This window comes from Micromonospora sonneratiae (assembly GCF_042679305.1).
GTDB lineage: Bacteria > Actinomycetota > Actinomycetes > Mycobacteriales > Micromonosporaceae > Micromonospora_H > Micromonospora_H sonneratiae.
This window is the reverse complement of record NZ_JBHTMP010000001.1, coordinates 151,055-171,326: the sequence shown is the minus strand read 5'-3', so window position 1 is coordinate 171,326 and position 20,272 is coordinate 151,055. Positions and strand designations below refer to the sequence as shown.

Annotated in this window: 21 protein-coding genes and 2 pseudogenes; 21 read left to right on the top strand and 2 right to left on the bottom strand. The window is 70.0% G+C overall.

Annotated features, from left to right (window positions below):
- The first annotated feature begins 34 nt into the window (after positions 1 to 34).
- From ACFQ4H_RS00830 to ACFQ4H_RS00820, 3 genes are read left to right on the top strand one after another with little or no spacing between them, the layout of a single operon-like run.
- Positions 35 to 757 (top strand): SDR family NAD(P)-dependent oxidoreductase, encoded by a 723-nt coding sequence (locus ACFQ4H_RS00830; RefSeq protein ID WP_377565683.1) that lies wholly within the window; start codon positions 35 to 37, stop codon positions 755 to 757.
- A 12-nt stretch (positions 758 to 769) separates the two neighbouring features.
- Positions 770 to 1,990, top strand: coding sequence for an acetyl-CoA C-acetyltransferase (locus ACFQ4H_RS00825; protein WP_377565680.1), 1,221 nt, complete (start codon positions 770 to 772; stop codon positions 1,988 to 1,990).
- Positions 1,990 to 2,925, top strand: a complete 936-nt coding sequence (locus ACFQ4H_RS00820) for an SDR family NAD(P)-dependent oxidoreductase (RefSeq protein ID WP_377565678.1) — start codon at positions 1,990 to 1,992, stop codon at positions 2,923 to 2,925. The genes ACFQ4H_RS00825 and ACFQ4H_RS00820 overlap by 1 nt, the downstream gene beginning before the upstream one ends.
- A 54-nt stretch (positions 2,926 to 2,979) precedes the next feature.
- Here ACFQ4H_RS00820 and ACFQ4H_RS00815 read toward each other — a convergent pair whose 3' ends face one another.
- A complete protein-coding gene (locus tag ACFQ4H_RS00815; RefSeq protein WP_377565676.1) occupies positions 2,980 to 3,573 on the bottom strand; it encodes a TetR/AcrR family transcriptional regulator in 594 nt (197 codons plus the stop codon).
- A 258-nt stretch (positions 3,574 to 3,831) separates the two neighbouring features.
- Here ACFQ4H_RS00815 and ACFQ4H_RS00810 point away from each other — a divergent pair.
- From ACFQ4H_RS00810 to ACFQ4H_RS00730, 17 genes and pseudogenes are all read left to right on the top strand, one after another.
- Positions 3,832 to 4,665: pseudogene (locus tag ACFQ4H_RS00810) on the top strand (CoA transferase subunit A); the annotation flags it as partial.
- A gap of 95 nt (positions 4,666 to 4,760) precedes the next feature.
- Positions 4,761 to 5,513, top strand: coding sequence for a CoA-transferase subunit beta (locus ACFQ4H_RS00805; RefSeq protein ID WP_377566219.1), 753 nt, complete (start codon positions 4,761 to 4,763; stop codon positions 5,511 to 5,513).
- Complete coding sequence (locus tag ACFQ4H_RS00800) at positions 5,510 to 6,583, top strand: NAD(P)H-dependent flavin oxidoreductase (RefSeq protein ID WP_377565674.1); 1,074 nt, start codon at positions 5,510 to 5,512, stop codon at positions 6,581 to 6,583. The genes ACFQ4H_RS00805 and ACFQ4H_RS00800 overlap by 4 nt, the downstream gene beginning before the upstream one ends.
- Positions 6,570 to 7,190 (top strand): gamma carbonic anhydrase family protein, encoded by a 621-nt coding sequence (locus ACFQ4H_RS00795; protein WP_377565671.1) that lies wholly within the window; start codon positions 6,570 to 6,572, stop codon positions 7,188 to 7,190. The genes ACFQ4H_RS00800 and ACFQ4H_RS00795 overlap by 14 nt, the downstream gene beginning before the upstream one ends.
- A 34-nt stretch (positions 7,191 to 7,224) precedes the next feature.
- Positions 7,225 to 8,037, top strand: a complete 813-nt coding sequence (locus ACFQ4H_RS00790; RefSeq protein WP_377565669.1) for an SDR family oxidoreductase — start codon at positions 7,225 to 7,227, stop codon at positions 8,035 to 8,037.
- Positions 8,038 to 8,135: 98 nt separating this feature from the next.
- Positions 8,136 to 8,579 carry an FAS1-like dehydratase domain-containing protein gene (locus tag ACFQ4H_RS00785; protein ID WP_377565666.1) on the top strand — a complete coding sequence of 148 codons (444 nt, stop codon included), beginning with the start codon at positions 8,136 to 8,138 and terminating at the stop codon, positions 8,577 to 8,579.
- On the top strand, positions 8,576 to 8,998 hold the full coding sequence (locus ACFQ4H_RS00780) for a MaoC/PaaZ C-terminal domain-containing protein (RefSeq protein WP_377565664.1): 423 nt from the start codon (positions 8,576 to 8,578) through the stop codon (positions 8,996 to 8,998). The genes ACFQ4H_RS00785 and ACFQ4H_RS00780 overlap by 4 nt, the downstream gene beginning before the upstream one ends.
- The gene (locus ACFQ4H_RS00775; RefSeq protein ID WP_377565662.1) at positions 8,995 to 9,732 is read left to right on the top strand and encodes an enoyl-CoA hydratase family protein; all 738 of its coding nucleotides are present in this window, start codon (positions 8,995 to 8,997) and stop codon (positions 9,730 to 9,732) included. Before ACFQ4H_RS00780 ends, ACFQ4H_RS00775 begins: the two co-directional genes overlap by 4 nt.
- The gene (locus ACFQ4H_RS00770; RefSeq protein WP_377565659.1) at positions 9,732 to 10,865 is read left to right on the top strand and encodes an acyl-CoA dehydrogenase family protein; all 1,134 of its coding nucleotides are present in this window, start codon (positions 9,732 to 9,734) and stop codon (positions 10,863 to 10,865) included. Before ACFQ4H_RS00775 ends, ACFQ4H_RS00770 begins: the two co-directional genes overlap by 1 nt.
- A gap of 18 nt (positions 10,866 to 10,883) precedes the next feature.
- The gene (locus ACFQ4H_RS00765) at positions 10,884 to 11,879 is read left to right on the top strand and encodes an acyl-CoA dehydrogenase family protein (protein WP_377565656.1); all 996 of its coding nucleotides are present in this window, start codon (positions 10,884 to 10,886) and stop codon (positions 11,877 to 11,879) included.
- A complete protein-coding gene (locus tag ACFQ4H_RS00760) occupies positions 11,876 to 12,790 on the top strand; it encodes an enoyl-CoA hydratase (protein ID WP_377565654.1) in 915 nt (304 codons plus the stop codon). Before ACFQ4H_RS00765 ends, ACFQ4H_RS00760 begins: the two co-directional genes overlap by 4 nt.
- The gene (locus ACFQ4H_RS00755; protein ID WP_377565652.1) at positions 12,787 to 13,539 is read left to right on the top strand and encodes an SDR family NAD(P)-dependent oxidoreductase; all 753 of its coding nucleotides are present in this window, start codon (positions 12,787 to 12,789) and stop codon (positions 13,537 to 13,539) included. Before ACFQ4H_RS00760 ends, ACFQ4H_RS00755 begins: the two co-directional genes overlap by 4 nt.
- Positions 13,532 to 15,124: a class I adenylate-forming enzyme family protein gene (locus tag ACFQ4H_RS00750; RefSeq protein ID WP_377565650.1), complete on the top strand. Its 1,593-nt coding sequence runs from the start codon at positions 13,532 to 13,534 to the stop codon at positions 15,122 to 15,124. The genes ACFQ4H_RS00755 and ACFQ4H_RS00750 overlap by 8 nt, the downstream gene beginning before the upstream one ends.
- Before the next feature lie 143 nt (positions 15,125 to 15,267).
- Positions 15,268 to 15,591, top strand: coding sequence for a hypothetical protein (locus ACFQ4H_RS00745; protein WP_377565648.1), 324 nt, complete (start codon positions 15,268 to 15,270; stop codon positions 15,589 to 15,591).
- A gap of 466 nt (positions 15,592 to 16,057) precedes the next feature.
- A pseudogene (locus ACFQ4H_RS00740) lies at positions 16,058 to 16,162 on the top strand (IS5/IS1182 family transposase); the annotation flags it as partial.
- A gap of 125 nt (positions 16,163 to 16,287) precedes the next feature.
- Positions 16,288 to 17,001, top strand: a complete 714-nt coding sequence (locus ACFQ4H_RS00735; RefSeq protein WP_377565646.1) for a DUF6461 domain-containing protein — start codon at positions 16,288 to 16,290, stop codon at positions 16,999 to 17,001.
- 279 nt (positions 17,002 to 17,280) lie between these two features.
- Positions 17,281 to 18,015, top strand: coding sequence for a hypothetical protein (locus tag ACFQ4H_RS00730; RefSeq protein ID WP_377565644.1), 735 nt, complete (start codon positions 17,281 to 17,283; stop codon positions 18,013 to 18,015).
- Between the two features lie 100 nt (positions 18,016 to 18,115).
- Here ACFQ4H_RS00730 and ACFQ4H_RS00725 read toward each other — a convergent pair whose 3' ends face one another.
- The gene (locus ACFQ4H_RS00725) at positions 18,116 to 18,535 is read right to left on the bottom strand and encodes a thioesterase family protein (RefSeq protein WP_377565642.1); all 420 of its coding nucleotides are present in this window, start codon (positions 18,533 to 18,535) and stop codon (positions 18,116 to 18,118) included.
- 71 nt (positions 18,536 to 18,606) lie between these two features.
- On the opposite strand from ACFQ4H_RS00725, the gene ACFQ4H_RS00720 reads away from it, so the two are divergent.
- Positions 18,607 to 20,244, top strand: coding sequence for a class I adenylate-forming enzyme family protein (locus ACFQ4H_RS00720; RefSeq protein ID WP_377565639.1), 1,638 nt, complete (start codon positions 18,607 to 18,609; stop codon positions 20,242 to 20,244).
- Positions 20,245 to 20,272 lie beyond the last annotated feature (28 nt).

Here is a 20,272-nt window from a genome sequence, read left to right as displayed (position 1 = left end):
GCAAAACTAACCAAGCGCCTGTTAGGTTACTGGTATGGAGTTGGGCTTTGCAGTCAGCGACACCGTGGTGGTCACCGGCGCTGGCAGTGGCATCGGCCGGGCAACCGCGCGAATGGCGGCCCGGGCCGGGCTGCGGGTGGCGGCGTGGGACCTGTCGGCGGACGCGGTGGCCGCGACCGTCGAGGAGATCACGGCCGAGGGCGGCGTCGCCGTCGCGGCGACCGCCGACGTCAGCGATCCGGCGGCGGTATCGGCGGCACTGGTCGCCAGCGGACCGGCCCGGTACCTCGTCAACAACGCCGGACCGGCCAGCAGCGGCAACCTCGACTTCGACCACGCGCTGGCGCTCACCGTGGGCAGCGTGCGTTCGGTCACCGACGCGTGGCTGGCCACCCGACCACCGTCGGGTGCCGCCGTGGTCAACATCGCCTCGGTCGCCGGCAACTTCGTCGGCACCGACTCGGCCTGGTACTGCGCGGGCAAGGCCGCGATCGCCGGTTACACCCGGCACCTGGCCACCCGTGTCGCGCCGGCCGTCCGGGCGAACGCCATCGCACCCGGCTTCATCGAGACCCCCCGGATGGCCGGTTTCGCCGACACCGAACTGGGTCGCTCCCTGATCGCCCGTAATCCGATGCGCCGCGCCGGAGTGCCCGACGACATCGCCGGTGCGGTTCTCTTTCTGCTCTCCCCGCTCGCCGGCTACCTCAACGGCGTGCTGCTGCCGGTCGACGGCGGCTGGATGGTCACTCAATAAAGGGGACAGGCAATGCCAGAAGCCGTGATCGTGGCAGCGGCCCGCTCACCGATCGGTCGGGCCTACAAGGGCTCGTTGACCGGGATACGGGCCGACGATCTCGCCGCCACCATGGTGCGCGCCGCACTCTCGCAGGTGCCCGCGCTCGATCCGCACGACCTCGACGACGTACTGCTCGGCTGTGCTCAGCCCGCCGGTGAACAGGGCTACAACATCGGTCGGATGGTCGCGTTGCAACTCGGCCTCGACGATGTGCCCGGCACGGTGGTCCAGCGCTACTGCGCGTCCTCCCTGCAGACCACCCGGATGGCCTTCCACGCCATCAGGGCGGGTGAGGGACACGCCTTCGTCTCCGCCGGGGTCGAGGTCGTCTCCCGGTACGACCGGGGAAAGTCCGACGGCGCACCAGGCACCCACCACCCCCGTTACGCCGCCGCCGAGGAGCGCACCGCCCGCCGGAGCGGCGCCGGGGCCGAGGTGTGGCACGACCCGCGTGAGGACGGCGAGGAACCCGACGCGTACATCGCCATGGGGCAGACCGCGGAGAACGTCGCCCAGCGGTTCGGCATCACCCGCGAGGAACAGGACGAGTTCGGCGTACGGAGCCAGAACCTGGCCGAGAAGGCGCAGGCGGACGGGTTCTGGGACATCGACATCACGCCGGTCACGCTCCCCGACGGTACGGTGTTGCGCCGGGACGACGGGCCCCGTTCCGGGGTGACCCTGGAGAAGGTGCGCAACCTGCAGCCGGTGTTCCGTCCGGACGGGACGGTGACCGCGGCCAACTGCTGTCCGCTCAACGACGGAGCTGCCGCACTGGTGGTGATGAGCGACGTCCGGGCCCGGGAACTCGGCCTGACGCCGCTGGCCCGGATCGTGGCAACGGGCGTGTCGGCGCTCAGCCCGGAGATCATGGGGCTCGGTCCGGTGGAGGCCAGCCGGCGGGCGCTGGCGAACGCCGGGATGTCCGTTGCCGACATCGACCTGGTCGAGATCAACGAGGCGTTCGCGGCACAGGTGATCCCGTCCTACCGGCAACTCGGCATCGATCCGGACCGGGTGAACGTCCACGGTGGAGCTATCGCGGTCGGGCACCCGTTCGGGATGACCGGCGCGCGGATCACCACCACTCTGATCAACTCGCTGCGCTTCCGGGACAAGCAGTTCGGCCTGGAGACGATGTGTACCGCCGGCGGCCAGGGAATGGCGCTGGTGATCGAGAGGCTCTCCTGATGCGCCCGGACCCGACGGCCGGTGCCGGGCTGCCGGGTCCGGCCATCCCGCCCGGTACCGGCGTCGGTGGCCGGGCCGGTCGGAGCGCCGGAAGCCTGGCCGGTAAGGCGGTCGTGGTGACCGGAGCCGGGCGTGGGCTCGGTGCCGCCTACGCCCGGCTCGCCGCCGCCGAGGGGGCCTCGGTCGTGGTCAACGACGTCGACATCGACGCCGCCGCCGAGGTGGCGGCGTCGATCGGGGCCGTCTGCGACGACTCCGACATCGGCACCTGGGCGGGGGCGGGGCGGGTCGTCGAGGCCTGCCGGAGCGCGTTCGGCCGGATCGACGGCCTGGTCAACAACGCTGCGGTCTTCCGGCTGGCCAGCCCGTACCAGCAGGACCCGGACGAGTTCCGGAAGGTGGTCGAGGTGAACCTCCTCGGCACCGCGTACTGCGGTCTGCACGCCATCCGGGCCATGCGGGACCAGGCCGGCGGCGGTTCGATAGTGAACGTCACCTCGGGCTCCCATGCGGGCTCGGCGGCGATGGCCGCGTACGGGGCCAGCAAGGGCGGCGTCGCGTCACTCACCTACTGCTGGGCCGCGGACCTGGCCGGCACCGCCGTACGGGTCAACGCCGTGTCGCCGAATGCGCACACCCGGATGGCGGACGCCTTCGAGCGCTATCTCGGTGACCGGGCAGCCGGACAGAACGTGGGGAAGGACCCGTCGACCAACGCCCCTGCCGTGGTCTACCTGCTGTCCGATACGGCGGCGGGCATTTCGGGACAGGTGGTCCGGATCGACGGTGACGAGTTGTCGTTGATGACGCATCCGGGGGTGGCGGCTCCGGCCGTACGGATTCCGGCGTGGACGGTGGCGGCGGTGGCCTCGGCCTTCGAGTCCGATCTCGCGCACCGCCAGCAGCCGTTGGGTGTCCACCCGACGAACGCCTGAGTGTCCGGGCAACCGGCGTGGGCCGCTGTGCGGCCTACGCCGGATCGGGGTCGCTCAGGTCCGGGTAGCGGTGAGACCGTCCAGGAACAGAGAGGTGCAGTCCTCGGCCAGGCGGGCGATCGGGTAGTCCCTGCTGGGCTTGAACCAGCGTACGGACAGCCAGACGGCGTCCCGGATGAGCCGGTAGAGAATCTTCGGGTCGAGGTCGGAGCGGAAGGTGCCTTTGGCGATTCCGGCCTCGATCACCTGTAGCCAGGTGTTCTGCACCTGCTTGCCGGCGGTCTTCAGATAGCTGAAGCGTTCGAGTTGAAGCAGGTAGTTGACGTCGTTCTGGTAGATCTCGGTGGCGTGCGGATGCGCCTCGACCACCTCCAGTGACGCCGCGACCAGGTCGTGCAACTGGTCGCGGGGATCGCTCTCCCGCTTCAGCACATTGTCGTAACGGGTCCGGAGGTCCTCCAGGTACGACGAGATGATCTCGTCGACCATGGCCTCCTTCGAATCGAAATGGTGGTAGAGGCTGCCGGAGAGGATGCCGACCTCATCGGCGATCTGGCGGACCGTGGTCGCGGCCACACCCTTCTGGGCGAACAGGGCCGCAGCGCTGCCGAGGATGGCCTCGCGCCGGTCTACAGACTCTCGCGCCATGTTTTCTCGCAGACAGTTCGACGGAATGGAGGTATTGCTCGTTGGGGACTACGAGGGTGCCCCGGCTCAACGGCACTCGGAGTGTACCGACGCCGCCGTTGTGGTGTACCGCTCGCCATGGAGTATAGCGTAACCAACCAAGCGCTTGGTATGTTGGCGCCTACCGAATCACCGGAAACGAGATGCACGGATGCTGGTCGATCTGACGACCCTTCCGCCGGTGAGCAGCCGGGCACTTTCAATGGCAAGAAGGCGGCGATGGCGAACAAGCGAATGACCGAAGACGAGGTCGTGGCGGAGCTGAGCTCCGGGATGACCATCGGTATCGGGGGTTGGGGATCGAGGCGTAAGCCGATGTCACTGGTGCGGGCGATTCTTCGTTCCGACCTCACCGATCTGACCATCGTCGGTTATGGAGGTCCGGACGTCGGACTGCTGCTGGCGGCGGGCAAGGTCCGTCGACTGATCTACGGCTTCGTCTCACTCGACTCGATTCCGTTGGAACCGCACTTCCGGGCCGCCCGGCAGGCGGGTGCCGTCGAGGTCAGTGAGTACGACGAGGGCATGCTCCAATGGGGCCTGTACGCGGCCGCCTGCCGGCTGCCGTTCCTGCCCACCCGGGCCGGACTCGGCTCCGACGTGCTGCGGGTCAACCCCGACCTCAGGACGGTGACGTCCCCGTACGGCGACGAGGAACTGCTGGCCGTACCGGCACTGCGGCTGGATGCCGCGCTGGTGCACCTCAACCGGGCCGACATGCACGGCAACGCCCAGTTCCTCGGCCCCGACCCGTACTTCGACGACCTCTTCTGCATGGCTGCGGACCGGGCCTACGTCTCCTGCGAGCGGATCGTGCCCACCGAGGAGCTGACCGCCACCGCCTCCGTACACACCCTGCGGATCCAGCGCTGGATGGTGCGGGGCGTGGTCGAGGCGCCCAACGGGGCACATTTCACCTCCTGCGTCCCCGACTACGACCGGGACGAGGAGTTCCAGCGGGAGTACGTCAGCGCCGCCGCCGACCCGGAGACCTGGGCCGAGTTCCGGACGCGGTACCTGGACACCGACGAGGCCGGCTACCAGGCAGCGGTACGGGGTCGGCAGGCAGTGCGGTCGATCGGGGCCACGACGACCTCCAGCGGTGAAGGAGCGGACAAGTGAGCGACATGGACAACGCGGGTACGGTGGTGGCGGGCGCGACCCGGGCGGAGGTGTGCGTGGTCGCCTGCGCCGAGGCGTGGCGCGGGGACGGGGAGATCCTGGCCAGCCCGATCGGGCTCATCCCGATGATCGGTGCCCGACTGGCCCGTGCCACGTTCGAGCCCGACCTGCTCCTGTCCGACGGCGAGGCGTACCTGACCCGGGGCACCTGGGCGATCGGCCAGCCGCCGCCGGTGATCGAGGGCTGGATCCCGTTCCGGAACATCTTCGACCTGATCTACGGTGGCCGGCGGCACGTGATGATGGGGCCGAGCCAGATCGACCGCTACGGCAACATGAACATCTCCGCGATCGGTGACTTCGACCGGCCCAAGGTGCAACTCCTCGGGGTGCGGGGGGCGCCGGGCAACACCGTGCACCACCCGACCAGCTACTGGGTGTCCCGGCACAGTCCGCGCGTCTTCACCGCGGCCGTCGACATGGTCAGCGGGGTCGGCTACGACCGGGCCGCCGCCGCCGGGGACGTGGTGAGCCGCTTCCACGAGCTGCGCCGGGTGGTCAGTAACCTGGGCGTCTTCGACTTCGCCACCCCGGACCACCGGATGCGACTGGTCTCGGTGCACCCCGGGGTCACCGTGGCCGAGGTCCAGGCCGCCACCGGGTTCGAGCTGGTGGTGCCCGACGAGGTGCCGCAGACCAGGCAGCCGACCGCCGAGGAACTGCGTCTGATCCGTGAGGTCATCGACCCCCGGGACGCCCGTTCGAAGGAGGTCCGTTGACGACGGCCCTGCACACCCGGATCTGTGACCTCTTCGGGGTGCGTTATCCGATCGTGCAGACCGGCATGGGCTGGGTCTCCGGACCACGGCTGACGGCGGCCACCGCCAACGCCGGTGGGCTGGGGATCCTGGCCAGTGCCACGATGAGCTACCCCGAGCTGGAGACGGCGATCCGGGAGACCCGGGAACTCACCGACGCGCCGTTCGGGGTCAACCTTCGGGCCGACGCCCCCGACGTCCTGGACCGGGTCGCGCTGCTCATCCGCGAACGGGTGAAGGTCGCCTCGTTCGCGCTGGCGCCCAAACCCGAGCTGATCGCCCGGCTCAAGGACGCCGGCGTGGTCGTTGTGCCCTCGGTGGGTGCTCGCCGGCACGCTGAGAAGGTCGCCGGCTGGGGGGCGGACGCGGTGGTCGTACAGGGTGGTGAGGGCGGCGGTCACACCGGCCCGGTGCCGACCACCCTGCTACTGCCCCAGGTGGTCGACGCGGTGGACATCCCGGTCATCGCCGCCGGTGGGTTCTTCGACGGACGTGGCCTGGTGGCGGCGCTGGCCTACGGCGCCGCCGGCATCGCGATGGGCACCCGGTTCCTGTTGACCAGCGACAGTGACGTCCCGGACGCGGTGAAGCAGCTCTATCTGGGGGCCTCGGTCACCGACACGGTCGTCACCGACGCGCTGGACGGGGTGCCGCAGCGCCTGCTGCGTACCCCGTTCGTGGACGGGTTGGCCGGGGCGGGGCGGACCCGGCGGCTGGCGCGGGCACTGCGCAGTGCGGTGGCCTTCCAGAAGCTGACCGGTACGCCGTGGCGCGACATGGTCCGGGAGGGACTGGCCATGCGCCGCTCGCATGGCCTGGCGCTCAGTCAGGTGGTGCTGGCGGCGAACACCCCGATGCTCCTCAAGGCCGCGATGGTCGACGGGCGACCGGAACTCGGGGTGATGTCCACCGGTCAGGTCAGCGGACTGATCGACGACCTGCCCGGTTGCGCCGAACTGATCGACCGGATCATGGGACAGGCCCGGAGCGTGCTGGCCTCGTTCGGTGGTGACGTCGATGCCGGCGTATGAGATCGACGGTGTCGTTCCGGTGGTCGACCCGACCGCCTACGTCCACCCGACGGCGGTCCTGATCGGCGACGTACACGTCGGACCGGGCTGTTACGTCGGCCCGTTCGCCAGCCTGCGCGGTGACTTCGGCCGGATCGTCATGGCGGCCGGCTCGAACCTCCAGGACCACTGTTCGTTCCACACCTTCCCGGGTACGGAGGCCGTCCTCGAACGGGACGGCCACGTCGGGCACGGCGCGGTGCTGCACGGCTGCCGTATCGGCGAGGGCGCACTCGTCGGAATGAGTGCCGTGGTGATGGACGGTGCCGTGGTGGGCCAGCGGGCCTTCGTCGGAGCGCACAGTTTCGTCCGGGCGGGATTCGTGGTGCCGCCGCAGACGCTGGTCACCGGCGCTCCGGCCGAGGTACGGCGACAGCTGACCGCCGACGAACTGGCCTGGAAGGCCAACGGCACCCGGACGTATCAGCGGTTGGCCGAGCGGTCGCTGGCCACCCTGCGCCCGGTGACGCCGCTGCCGGCGGTCGAGGCCGACCGACCCCGGTTGTCCACTGACGCCAGTGTGGCCGTGCCGTTGGCCGAGTACCGCCGACAACGAGCCGAACCCTAGACATCCCAAGCAAGCGCTTGGTAGCTTCTCTGAGATGTCCGTCCGGATCAGCCGGGACGTGACGGTGAAGGAGTCTGTCGTGTCCGCACCGACCAGTCATCAACTACTCGCCGGCCGCACCGTGCTGGTGACCGCCGCCGCCGGCACCGGGATCGGTTACGCGACCGCCGAACGGTGTGCCCAGGAGGGGGCCCGGGTGGCGATCAGCGACCGGCACGAGCGCCGACTCGCCGAGTCGGCCGCCCGGCTGGCCGAGGTGATGGGCAGCGAGCCGGTGTCGGTGGTCTGCGACGTCACCGACGAGGCGCAGGTGCAGCGGATGTTCGACACGGTGATCGGGGCGTACGGGCAGCTCGACGTCCTGGTCAACAACGCCGGCCTGGGCGGTACGGCACCGGTGGTGGAGATGACCGACGAACAGTGGCACAGCGTCCTGGACGTCACGCTGACCGGGACGTTCCGCTGCACCCGGGCCGCGCTACGGCACATGATGCCCCGGGGGACCGGCGCGATCGTCAACAACTCCTCGGTCATCGGCTGGCGGGCGCAGGAGGGGCAGGCGCACTACGCGGCGGCCAAGGCCGGGGTGATGGCGCTGACCCGCGCCTCCGCCCTGGAGGCCGCCAAGGCCGGCGTACGGGTCAATGCGGTCGCCCCGTCCCTGGCGATGCACCCGCACCTGTCCAAGGTCACCACCGACGACCTACTCGCTGAGTTGACCAGTAGGGAGGCGTTCGGCCGGGCGGCCGAACCCTGGGAGGTCGCCAACGTGATCGTGTTTCTGGCCAGCGACTACGCCTCGTACCTGGTCGGCGAGGTCATCTCGGTCAGCAGCCAGCACCCCTGAGCAGGTCGGCAGCAGCCGGCACCCCCGAGTGGGGGCCAGCAGCAGCCAACACCCGTGCGCGGGTCAGCAACCAGCACTCGTCAGAAGGGAAGAGCCCGATGGTCGATGTCGCGGCGAAGGGCCGCGCCGGCGCCGAGTTCGGCATGGAGATCGAGCGCGGAAAGATCCGCGAGTTCGCGGTGGCCACCGGCTCGGAAAACCCGGCCTACCTGGTGGACCCGGCACCGGTCGTCCCGGCCACCTTCCTCACCACGATGGTCTTCTGGCAGTCCGAGGAGGCCGACCCCTGGCGGGAGGTGCGGATGGACCCGAGCCGGGGCCTGCACGCCGAGCAGGAGTTCGTCTTCCACGGACCGCCGCCCCGTGCCGGGGAGAAGCTCACCTGCCGGTCCCGGATCGAGGACATCTACGACAAGCAGGGGCGGCGGGGGACGCTCACCTTCGCCGTGATGGTGACCGAGTTCCGTGACGCCTCCGGCCGGCTGGTCGCCGAGGCGCGGCTGACCGGGGTGGAGACCGCGGGACTGGGGGAGTCGGCATGAGTACGGTCACCGTTCCCGAGCCGCTGGTCTACGGGCCGTTGACCCGTACCGACCTGGTCCGCTACCAGGGTGCCTCCGGCGACTTCTACGCGATCCACCACGACGAGCCGTTCGCCCGCGCCGCCGGGTTGCCGGCACCACTGGCCCTGGGCATGCTCTCCGCCGGGCTGCTGGCGACCTGGGCCACCGACTGGCTCGGCGCCGACGCGGTACGACGGTTCCGGGTGCGCTTCGCCGCACAGGTGTTTCCCGGCGACACCCTCACCTGCACCGGCCAGGTGGTGCGGGAGTACGAGCAGGACGGTGAAACCCGTTGTGACCTGGAGTTGACCTGTAGCACCCAGACCGGCGCGGTGGCCGTACAGGGCTGGGCGACGTTTGTGGCCGGGCGGTCACCGTTCTCCGAGGAGCAAACATGATCAACACGACGGTGGACGGCGACGGCATCGCCGAGGTCGTCATGGACAACCCGCCGGTCAACGCCCTGCCGGTGGCCGGCTGGTACGGCCTCGCCGACGCGCTCAACGCACTCGGGGCGAACGCCGCCGTACGCGTGGTGGTGCTACGGGCCGAGGGCCGGGGCTTCAACGCCGGGGTGGACATCAAGGAGCTACAGGCGGCCACGGACTTCGGTGCGCTGGTCGAGGTCAACCGGGGGTGCGCCGCCGCGTTCGCCGCCGTCTACGACTGCCCCGTACCGGTTATCTCCGCGGTGCACGGCTTCTGCCTCGGTGGCGGTATCGGCCTGGTCGGCAACTCGGACATCATCGTCGCCAGCGACGACGCGACCTTCGGTCTGCCCGAGGTCGACCGGGGCGCACTCGGTGCGGCCACCCACCTGTCCCGGCTGGTGCCGCAGCACCGCATGCGGGCGATGATGTACACCTCCGCCACCGCGACCGCCGCCGAACTGCACGCCTACGGCTCGGTCCTCACCGTGGTGCCCCGGGCGGAACTGCGCGACGCGGCGCTGGCCGTGGCCCGGGAGATCGCGGCCAAGGACCCGACCGTGATCCGGGCCGCCAAGGCCTCGCTCAACGGCATCGACCCGTGGGACGTCAAGCGCAGCTACCGCTACGAGCAGGGCTTCACCTTCGAACTCAACCTGTCCGGTGTGGCGGACCGGGTCCGTGACGAGTTCGGGCGGCCCTGATGGACCTGACCGACACTCCGGCGGAGGCGGCGTTCCGGGCCGAGGCCCGGGACTGGCTGCGGGCCAACGTACCCGCCGAGCCGCTGCCGTCCGGCGACACCCGGGAGGGTTTCGCCCGGCACGTCGAATGGGAGAAGCAGTTGTACGCCGCACGGTGGGCGGCGGTCTCCTGGCCGGCCCGGTACGGCGGCCGTGACGCCTCGCTGTGGGAATGGTTGATCTTCGAGGAGGAGTACTACGCGGCCGGTGCCCCGCAGCGGGTCACCCAGAACGGCATCTTCCTGCTGGCGCCCACCCTGTTCGAGTTCGGCTCCCCGCAGCAACAGGATCTGCTGCTGCCCCGGATCGCCGCCGCCGAGGACCTGTGGTGTCAGGGCTGGTCCGAACCGGAAGCCGGCAGCGACCTGGCCGGCATCAGCAGCCGGGCGGTACGGGACGAGGCAGCCGGCGGCTGGCGGCTCACCGGCCAGAAGACCTGGACCACCCGGGGCGCGTTCTGCACCCACCTGTTCGGACTGTTCCGTACCGATCCGACGGCACAGCGGCACCGGGGACTCACCTACTTCCTGGTTCCGCTGGACACCCCGGGAGTGACCGTGCGCGGGTTCGGACGGCTCGACGGCGACGAGGGCTTCGCGGAGGTCTTCTTCAACGACGCCTTCGTGCCGGACAGCGCCGTCCTCGGCGGGGTCGACGAGGGCTGGCGGGTGGCGATGGCTACCACCGGCTCAGAGCGGGGCCTGACCCTGCGCTCACCCGGGCGGTTCCTCTCCGCCGCCGACCGGCTCGTCGAACTGGCCCGGTCCCGCCGACTCCCGCCCCGCCTGCGGGACCGGGTGGTCCGATCCTGGCTGAACGCGCAGGCGTACCAGCTGTTCACCCTGCGCCAGGTCAGTGAGTTGCTGGACGGCCGGCAGCCGGGCGCCCGGTCCAGCCTGAACAAGCTGTTCTGGTCGGAACTCGACATCGACCTGCACGCCACCGCCCAGGACCTGCTCGGACCGGCCGCCGAACTCGACGGACCGTGGAGTCGAGGCTTCCTCTTCTCCCTCTCCGGGCCGATCTACGCCGGCACCAACGAGATCCAACGCAACATCGTCGCCGAGCGGGTGCTCGGCCTGCCCCGAGCCTGACGCACAAAGGGAGGTGACATGCACTTCGCCCTCAGCGAGGACCAGATCGCGTTGCGGGACGCGGTCCGGGAGATGCTGGCTGCCCAGTGCCCGCCCGCCGTGGTACGGGCAGCCTGGCCCGACGGCGAGAAGGCCGCAGTCGACGAACTCTGGACCGCACTGGCGCAGATGGACGTCTTCGGCACGGCCGTGCCCGAGGAGGCCGGCGGGCTGGGCCTGGACGAGACCGACCTGGTACCGCTGCTGGAGGAGTTCGGCTACGCGGCGGTGCCGCTGCCGGCCGCCGAGACCGCCATGGTGGTGACCCCGTTGCTGGCCGCTGTCGGTGACCCACGCCTGCCGGACGTCCTGTCCGGGGCCACCCGGGTCGCTGTGGCCGGTGCCGACGGTCTGGTCCCGTACGGCGACCGGTCCGACCTGGTGCTGGTCCTCACCGACACCCAGGCCCGGCTCGTCACACCGGAACCCGGTCCGACCCTGGCCACCGTGGACGGATCGCGGGCGCTGACCCGGCTGCCCGACACCGCCGGGGACCCGGTCACCGACGATCCGGAGCTGGTGTCGACGGCCCGCCTCCACGTCGACCTGGCCACGGCGGCACAACTGGTGGGACTCGGCCGCCGGATGCTCGACCTGACCGTGGAGTACGTCGGAACACGCCGCCAGTTCGGTGTACCGGTCGGCAGTTTCCAGGCGGTCAAGCACCACCTCGCCAACGCGCTGCTGCGCACCGAGTTCGCTGCTCCCGTCGTACAGGCTGCGGGTTGGGCCGTGGCCCAACGGCGGCCGAACCGCGCCACGGACGTCTCGATGGCGGCGGTCCTGGCGGCCGAGGCGGCGCAGGAGGTGGCGCGGGCGGCGATCCAGTGCCACGGCGCCATCGGCTACACCGTCGAGTACGACCTGCACCTCTACGCCAAGCGCACCTGGGCGTTGGCGGCCAACTGCGACGTGGACGCGCACCTGGACCGGCTGGCCGGCGCGCTCGACCTGAACGAGGAGGTGGCGGCGTGAGCGACGAGGCAGCGGGCGGACCGGCCGACGAGGTGATCCGCTACGAGGTGGCCGATGGTATCGCGACCGTGACCATGAACCGGCCGAGATACCGCAACGCGCAGAACTCGGCGATGACCTACGCCCTCGATGACGCCTTCTACCGGGCGGTCGCCGACGACGACGTCAAGGTCATCGTGCTGGCCGGGGCGGGGGACCACTTCTCGGCCGGTCACGACATCGGCACGCCGGGACGGGACATCGACAGGTCGTTCCCACGCCGCGCCGGCCTCTGGTGGGACCACGTCGGCAAGGCCGGTGCGGAGAGCCGGTTCGCCCGTGAGTCCGAGGTCTACCTGGGGATGTGTCGACGGTGGCGGGAGATTCCCAAGCCCACCATCGCCATGGTGCAGGGCGCGTGTGTCGCCGGAGGGCTGATGCTGGCCTGGTGCTGCGACCTGATCGTGGCCGCCGACGACGCGTTCTTCGCCGACCCGGTGGTCCGGATGGGCATACCGGGCGTGGAGTACTTCGCCCACCCGTGGGTGATGGGGCCACGCTTCGCCAAGGAGTTCCTCTTCCTCGGTGAGCGGGTACCAGCCGGCCGTGCCCTGGAACTCGGCATGGTCAACCGGGTGGTGCCCCGCGACGAACTGATCGATTCGACGCGGGACATCGCACGACGGATCGCGGCGATGCCCCGGCTCGGGCTGGCGCTGACGAAGAAGGCGGTCAACCAGGCCGAGGACCTGATGGGACTGCAGGCGGGCATGGACTCCGTCTTCGGGCTGCACCACCTGGCGCACGCCCACAACGCCGAGGTCGGCGCCGACTCACTGGCCGGTCACGATGCCCGATCCATGCGCGATGCCGCCACCCGGGCCGCCGCCACTCCTGGCGACCCGACTGTCGGCCCGGCGCGGACGTCATGACCAGTGCGGTCGTGACGACCGGCCGCTACCCGGGTAGGGTCGCGTTGGTCACCGGGGCCGCCTCCGGGCTGGGCCGGGCGACGGCTCGGCGGTTGGCGGACGAGGGTGCCCGGGTGGCCTGCCTGGACGTGACCGAGGACGACGCCGGTCTCGGCCCGGCCGGTCTCGCCGTACCGGCCGACGTTCGTGACGAACGCGCCGTACGCGCGGCCGTCACCCGGGCCGTCCAGTGGGGTGGCCGACTGGACCTGGTGGTGACCGCCGCCGGGGTGGCTTCCTTCGGCCACACCACCGACGTGGCACTCGACGAGTGGGAACGACTGCTGGCGGTCAACCTCACCGGCACCTTCCTGGTTGCCCGGGAGACGTTGCCGCACCTGACAAAGACGAAGGGCGCGCTGGTCACCGTCTCGTCGCTGGCCGGCGTACGCGGCTACCGCTACAGCGCGGCCTACTCGGCGGCCAAGGGCGGTGTGGTCGCGCTGACCCGTGCGCTGGCGGTGGAGTACGCCCCGGTCGGCGTACGGGTCGCCTGCGTCTGCCCCGGGTCGATCGACACCCCGCTGACCCGGGAGTTGACGCCGGTACCGGACGCCGACCCCCGGCTGCTGGCCCACGGACGGGCGTTGGTCGACCCGCCGGTGTCCCAACCCGAGGAGATCGCTGCGGCGATCGCCTACCTCGGCTCGGCGGAGGCAAGGTTCGCCACCGGCGCGGTGCTGAGATTGGATGGTGGAGCAGGTGTCTGAGTTTCCGCAGGCGACGAGGGATCGTTACTACGCCGATGGTGTCTGGGACATCGACACCATCGCCGACCTGGTCGCCCGCAATGCCGCCGCCGCGCCGGAGGCGGTCGCCTTCCACGCCGGCGACGCCACGCTGACCTGGCGGGAGTACGACGACCTGGCCACCCGACTGGCCGGGGCCTACGCCCTCGCCGGCTGGCAGCCGGGTGACCTGCTGGCGGTCCTGCTCACCGGCGGCGCGCTCACCCATGTCGCGTACCTGGCCGCCCAGAAGGCCGGACTGGTCACGGTCGGGCTCAGCCCCCGGGCCGGGGATGCCGAGATCACCCACCTGCTGCGGCACACCGGCGCCGGTGCCCTGGTGACCCGGTCGACGCACCGGGGCCGGCCGGGGGAGCAGATTGCACGGGCGGTAGGTGCTCCCCGGCACCTGGTGCTGGACCTGGTCGGTTCGGAGTTGTTGCTGGCAGGTGACGGTGTCGCCCTGCCGGTGCCCGGCCTGACGGAGGCTGCTGTCGCCATTGAGGGACGCGGTCTCGGCCCGGACGAGTTGTTCTTCCTCAACTCCACCTCGGGCACCACCGGTCTGCCCAAGTGCGTGCGGCAGACCATGAACGTACGCAAGGTCTTCGGGCCGCTGGCCGCCGACGCGGGCGCCTTCGGCCCGGACGAGGTCGTGCTGAGCGCGCTGCCCGCGCCGTACGCCTTCGGGCTGTGGAGCGCCCATGTGGTGCCAGCCCAGTACCGCTATCCCACCGTGCTGGCCGCCGAGTTCGACCCGGCCGAGACCCTGCGTCTGGTCGAGCGGCACCGGGTGACCGTGCTGGCGGCGGTGACCAGCCAGTTCATCATGATGCTGAACTCCCCCGAGTTTGCCGAGTACGACCTCAGTTCACTGCGGGTGCTGTTCACCGGGGGTGAGCGGGTGCCGTATCGGCGGGCGATGGAGTTCGAGGAGCGCACCGGTTGCGCCGTGTTGCAGTTCTACGGGTCGAACGAGGCCGGCCCGATCTCGTTGACCCGGGTCGACGATGGTCAGCAGAAACGGTTGAGTACGGCGGGCCGCCCGGTCCCGGGCACCCGGGTGAGGCTCTTCACCCCGGAGGGCGTACCGGTGGAGAGCGGCCCCGGACAGATCGCCACCAACGGGCCGGGCTGCACCGCCGGATACTTCCGGGACGAGGCGGCGAATCGGATCCTCTTCCGGCCGGACGGCTGGCTGTTGACCGGTGACCTCGGACAGTTGGACGAGGACGGGTTCCTGTCGGTGACCGGTCGGACGGCCGACTTCATCATCCGGGGCGGGCACAACGTCAGCGCGCTGGTGGTGGAGGAGGCGGTCGGCGGACATCCCCGGGTGACCCAGGTTGCCGTGGTCGGGATGCCGGACGAGGTGCTGGGCGAGCGGGTCTGCGCCTTCGTGGCGACCCGGGACGGCGTCGAACTGACCCTCGATGACCTGCGGAAACACCTGGCCGACGGCGGGGTGTCCAAGGTCAATTGGCCGGAGCGGCTGGTCCACCTGCCCGTCCTGCCGATGGGCGCGGGCGGCAAGGTCGACAAGCCGGCCCTGCGCAGGCTGGTGTGACCGGGAAGGTCCTGTCTCCGGCCGTACCGTGACGTGTTGGTGCCATGCTGGACGGCTTGTCGTGCCGTCTGCGGATGCGGTGGGCTGGACCCGCACTGCTGTGTGGACGGGCCCGTAGGCTGCCTGCGTGCTTGATGGTCTTGATGCGATTGTCTGGGTTGTCGCACGCGTACGGCAGCGCGTTGCAGCGGCTCGGTGACCCGCGCTGGATCGAGCCGGTGTGTGCGGCAGCCGTCCATCCGGCATCCGTCGAGGTGCTGGCGGGGATGGTGGGGCACTGGGGTCCGGACGCCGCCGACCTCGTGCCGGACCTGCTGGCCGCGATGCCGTACGCAGGTCCGCAGGCCGCTGAGGCGCTGAGGCGCTGCTCATGCTGGGTCATGACGATCACGCGGCCGTCCCGCAGTGGCGAACCCGAGCGTTGGAGGCGGGCGACCTGCGAGCGGCCCTGGCCGTCCGACGGCTGACCGGGGACAGGGACGTGGTGCCCGACGCCCTGCGCGCCAGCCTGGCGGGGAACGCGCGGGTGCCTTGGACGTCGATGTAGGTCATCAACGAGCTCGGTGACGCTCTGACGCCGTTGCTGCCCGTAGCGACCGCATATCCGACCGGTACGGCCGAGCGGCTACATCCTCAGCGGGACCAACAAGTCCTGGCGGCGCGGGTGGTAGCGGCCGTGGCCGGAGCCGGAAGGCGTGCTGCCAACGGTGGAAGGCGTGCTCGTCGCCGGAGACACGCCCGCGCACCATACTGCGGACCTCATCGCCGACCTCGCGCACGCGTCCCGGGCAGCGGTCGTGCACCTGGAACCGCAGCTGCGCGATCGTTTGGACGACCGCTGGAGCAGGCTGTCCGCCGCCCGGGCCCTCGCCCGACTCGGCGTACCGACGGCAGAGCTGGCTGAGCCACTCAGCCGCAGGTCACGGAGGTTCGGTGCCTGCCGTCCCAGCATGGCTGATCGAGCCGTTGTGGGTCCAGTTCGCCGCGCTGCTACCCGAGCCGCCCATGTACCAGCCGGCGCATCCGATGGGCTGTCACCCGTAGGCGGGTCGATGACCGGACGAGCTGGCGGGGAGGCCGTGCGCCAGCTCGATGGCATGAACCGGCCGTTGGTCAGGTACGTGTAACAGGCAGGTACACCTGAAGTGTTTGGAGGGCTTGCCATGGTTGTTCCCGGCTTCATCCCTGAGGCGCTGGATGAAGGCGTGCCCCGGTGGCTGTCCGAACTCGGGACCCGTGATCCCAACCACCTGCTGCACGTGGTGCGCGGTCTGGACCCGCAGGCCGCGATGGAGCTTGTGGGCGGCAGGGTCGTTCGACGACTTGCGCCGAACGAGTTGCCGACCCAGCGCCCCGACGAGTGGTCGACCGTCATGCACGCGGCGGTGGGTGCGGATCGAATGGCGGATCTGCTCGTCGCCGGGCAGCATGGTGAGTGGACGTTCGTGTACGACGCGTCAGGGGTGACCGCGGACACCGCCGATCACCAGCTGATGGCCGTCGGCTTGTCGCAGGACGGTCGGATGGCGGCCACCAGTATCTTCACGATCAACTCCGATGAGAGCTTCGGCTATGCCGAGGATGGCGAGATTCTCTGTCACATCACCGAGCCGTACAACGCTGAGTTCTATGACGAGGAGACGCCGGAGGTCCTTCGGCCCGCCATCCTGGCGGCGACCGATGATGAGGAGAGCGACCACCCTTACTACATCAACATGCGCATCGTGTGTGCCCTGGCGGGCCTGACGTTCACGCCCGCCGAGATGCGCGACAGGCCTCTTCTGATCGGTGAATGCGTCTCGTCGACGTTCTACGACCTGCTGGCGAAGATGTCCCAGCTACGCGCCGGGCTGCCGCAGCGCATCGTGCCCAACTGAGAGCGTCCTCGAACCGCCCGGCTTGCGTGCGGCACGCCGTGGCCGCCGCCATCGCCCAGACGCTCACCGTCACCGGCCCTTGGGGAACATCGGAACGAAAAGTCACGCTTTGGCGGTCGCTCGGTCACCGTTGCCGTGCCAGCCTGACAGGTGGGCGGTCGCAGGTCATCAGTTCGGCCGATTGAGCGTGTCGGGTCGTGCGGCGGCCGTGCCGACATGTGCCGGTTGAAGGGTGCGGTGATCTTGTCGTACCCGGGCAATACCTTCCACCCGAGCCGGATGACGGTGACAGGCGCCGGGCAGGAGGAGATTCGCGTGCTACCGCAGGATTCGCCGTTCCGTCCCTACTGGTGGGGGATCGGCTTGGAGGGCGCTGGGGTGGACAGCCGGCCTGACGTGGGCACCTACGGCCGATACGAGTTTCAGGACCTGCCACCGGTGCCGTTTGCGATGACCGGGGACCTGGCTTGGCTGGCCGCGCAGCCCACGCACGACGAATGGAGCATCGGTACCGAGCCGGCGACCGAACTGCCGGCCCTGCTGTCGGCCTGCGAAAGGCTCGGTGTGTCACTACCACCAGCCTTTCTGGCGCTGATGCGCACACCGACGTTGCAGCGCCGGATCCGGTCCTGCACGGCGTGTTTCGTCGATGTCGCCGCTGAGCCCGTCCGATCGCCCGTCGGCGACGGCTACCTGGTCAGGTTCCTCGCAGATCAGCAGGGCTGCCTGTACTGGTACCTGTACCTCACCGCCGACGGCCGTGATCACGCTGTGGTCTGTTCGGCCGACTTCTACGGCTCCGAGGACACCTACGAGGCCGAGGAAGGCGATGGCACCGAACCCGACGCGATCGTGTTCTGCGGTGAGTCGTTCGAGACGTTCCTGTGCCGGTACTGGCTGGAGAACGAGATCTGGTTCGCCGACAACGACGACGCGCCGATGCCGGACGTAGCTGCCGAGTACATCAGAAGGTACCGGGAATTCAACGCTGGCGGACAATCCGTGATCGGGTAGACGCCGCCCATCGCGACCGGTATGGAGGTCCGTGTCCCGATCGGGCTCTTCGCCAGCCAGCGGTTGTTGTCAAGCGGTCAGCCGGTGGCGGAGGTGACTCTCATCCGGTCGTGCCGGGGTCTGGCGCGGTGCCCCGGATCAGGGTCTGGGTGACCTGACCGTCGCCGATCTGTCGCCCGGCAACCTGGGCCGCCACGTCGAAGGTGACCCGTCGGCCCGCTATCTCGGCCACCGTGGCGTGGACCTCGACTTGCTCTCCGACCAGGGCGGGCGCGGTGTGCCGTACGCCGATCCAGGTGCCGACGGAGGCCGCGCCCGGCAGGAAGTGCGGACGCAGGATGTCGGCGGCCGTGTCCTCCATCAGTGCGATGAGTGCGGGCGTGGAGAGGACCGATGGCGCTCCCGGCACGTGGTCGGTGACCATGTTCGGCCCCACCTCGAACGAGCGGTGCGTATGCTCGCCCACCTGGACCGGGCGAGTAAGCAGTTGCTGCCCGGCGGGTCCCTTCCAGATCTGCATCCCGACTCCTTGACATACGTCCTCGATCGGAAACAGAATGCCACAACCAAGCGCTTGTTAGGTAGGGGTGGATGGTGGAGTTCAGCGACGTGACGGATCTCTTCCCCCGAGGGACGGCACCGGCTCCCGGAAGCGTCCACGAGCGTTACGTTGCCGACCGGCTGGCCGAGGTGGGCCGGTGGGGCACCGACACTCTCGTCGAACGGGTACGCCAGCACGCGGCCCGCATCCCGGACCGGCCGGCCTTCATCGCCGGTGACGACCGGCTCACCTGGCAGGCGTTCGACGACCTCTCCGACCGGTTGGCGGCGGTGCTGCTGCGCAGCGGGCTGGCCCGGGGTGAACGGGTCGGCGTACTGCTCCCGGACGGCGTCCCGGTGCACGTCGCCTATCTTGCCGCGCAGAAGGCCGGAGTCGTGGTGGTGGCGGTCGGGCCCCGGGCCGGCCGACTGGAACTGCGCCACCTGCTCACCGTCGGTGGCGCGAGCGCCCTGATCAGCCACGCGGAGCACCGGGGAACCCCGATCGGCGAACTCGTCGACGGCCTACCGCTGCGGATCCGACTGGAGCTGCCGATGCAGCTGACGGATGCAGACTGGCCGGAACCGACGGTGGCGGAACGGCAGCAGCTCACCGCCCGTGCCCTGGGGCTGGGCGAGATCCACCTGCTCAACGGCACGTCCGGCACCACCGGCATGCCGAAGTGCGTGGTGCACAACCAGAACCGCTGGATGTACTACCACGAACTCGCCGTAGAGGCGGGTGCCTTCACCCCCGACGACGTCTTCCTCACCCTCATCCCCGCCCCGTACGGCTTCGCGCAGTGGACCGCGAACTTCACCCCCACCCTGCTCGGCTCGCCCACGGTGGTGATGCCGAGGTTCAACGCCGCCACGGCGTTGGAGCTGATCGAGCGGGAACGCGTCACGGTCGTGTGCTGCGTCAGCACCCAGTTCATCATGATGCTCAACGCCGAACCCGACCGATACGACCTCAGTTCGCTGCGCTGCATGTTCACCGGCGGCGAGGCCATCCCGTTCGAGCGGGCCGCCGAGTTCGAACAACGTACGGGTGCCCAGGTGCTGCAGTTCTTCGGGTCCAACGAGACCGGCGCGCTGTCGCGTACCGGGACCACGGACAGCCGGGACCGGCGGCTGCGTACGGCCGGTCGCATCATCGACGAGATGAACGTACGGCTGTTCGCCGAGGACGGCACCGACGTCACCGCGAGCGGCGGCCCGGGACAGGCGGCCTGCGCCGGGCCGGCCACCTGTCTCGGATACTTCAACGATGCCGAGGCCAACGAACGGTTGTTCACCCCGGACGGCTGGATGCTGACCGGGGACATCTGCGTCCGTGACGAGGAGGGCTACCTACGGGTGGTGGACCGCAAGTCGGACTTCATCATCCGGGGCGGAAAGAACGTCAGCGCCGCCGCCGTCGAGGAGCAGGTGGGCACCCATCCGGCCGTGGCCATGGTGGCCGCGGTCGCGGTGCCCGACCCGACGTACGGCGAGCGGGTCTGTGCCGTCGTCGTGCTCCGGCCAGGTGCCACCCTCGACCTGGACGGCCTGCGGACGCACCTCGGTGCTCGTGGGGTTTCCCCGGAGAACTGGCCGGAGCGGTTGGAGATCGTCGACGAACTGCCGCGCGGTTCCGGTGGCAAGGTCGCCAAGGCGGAACTGCGTACCCGCCTCCGTACCGGATGAAAGATGTGATCTACCGGGCCGTGAGTGG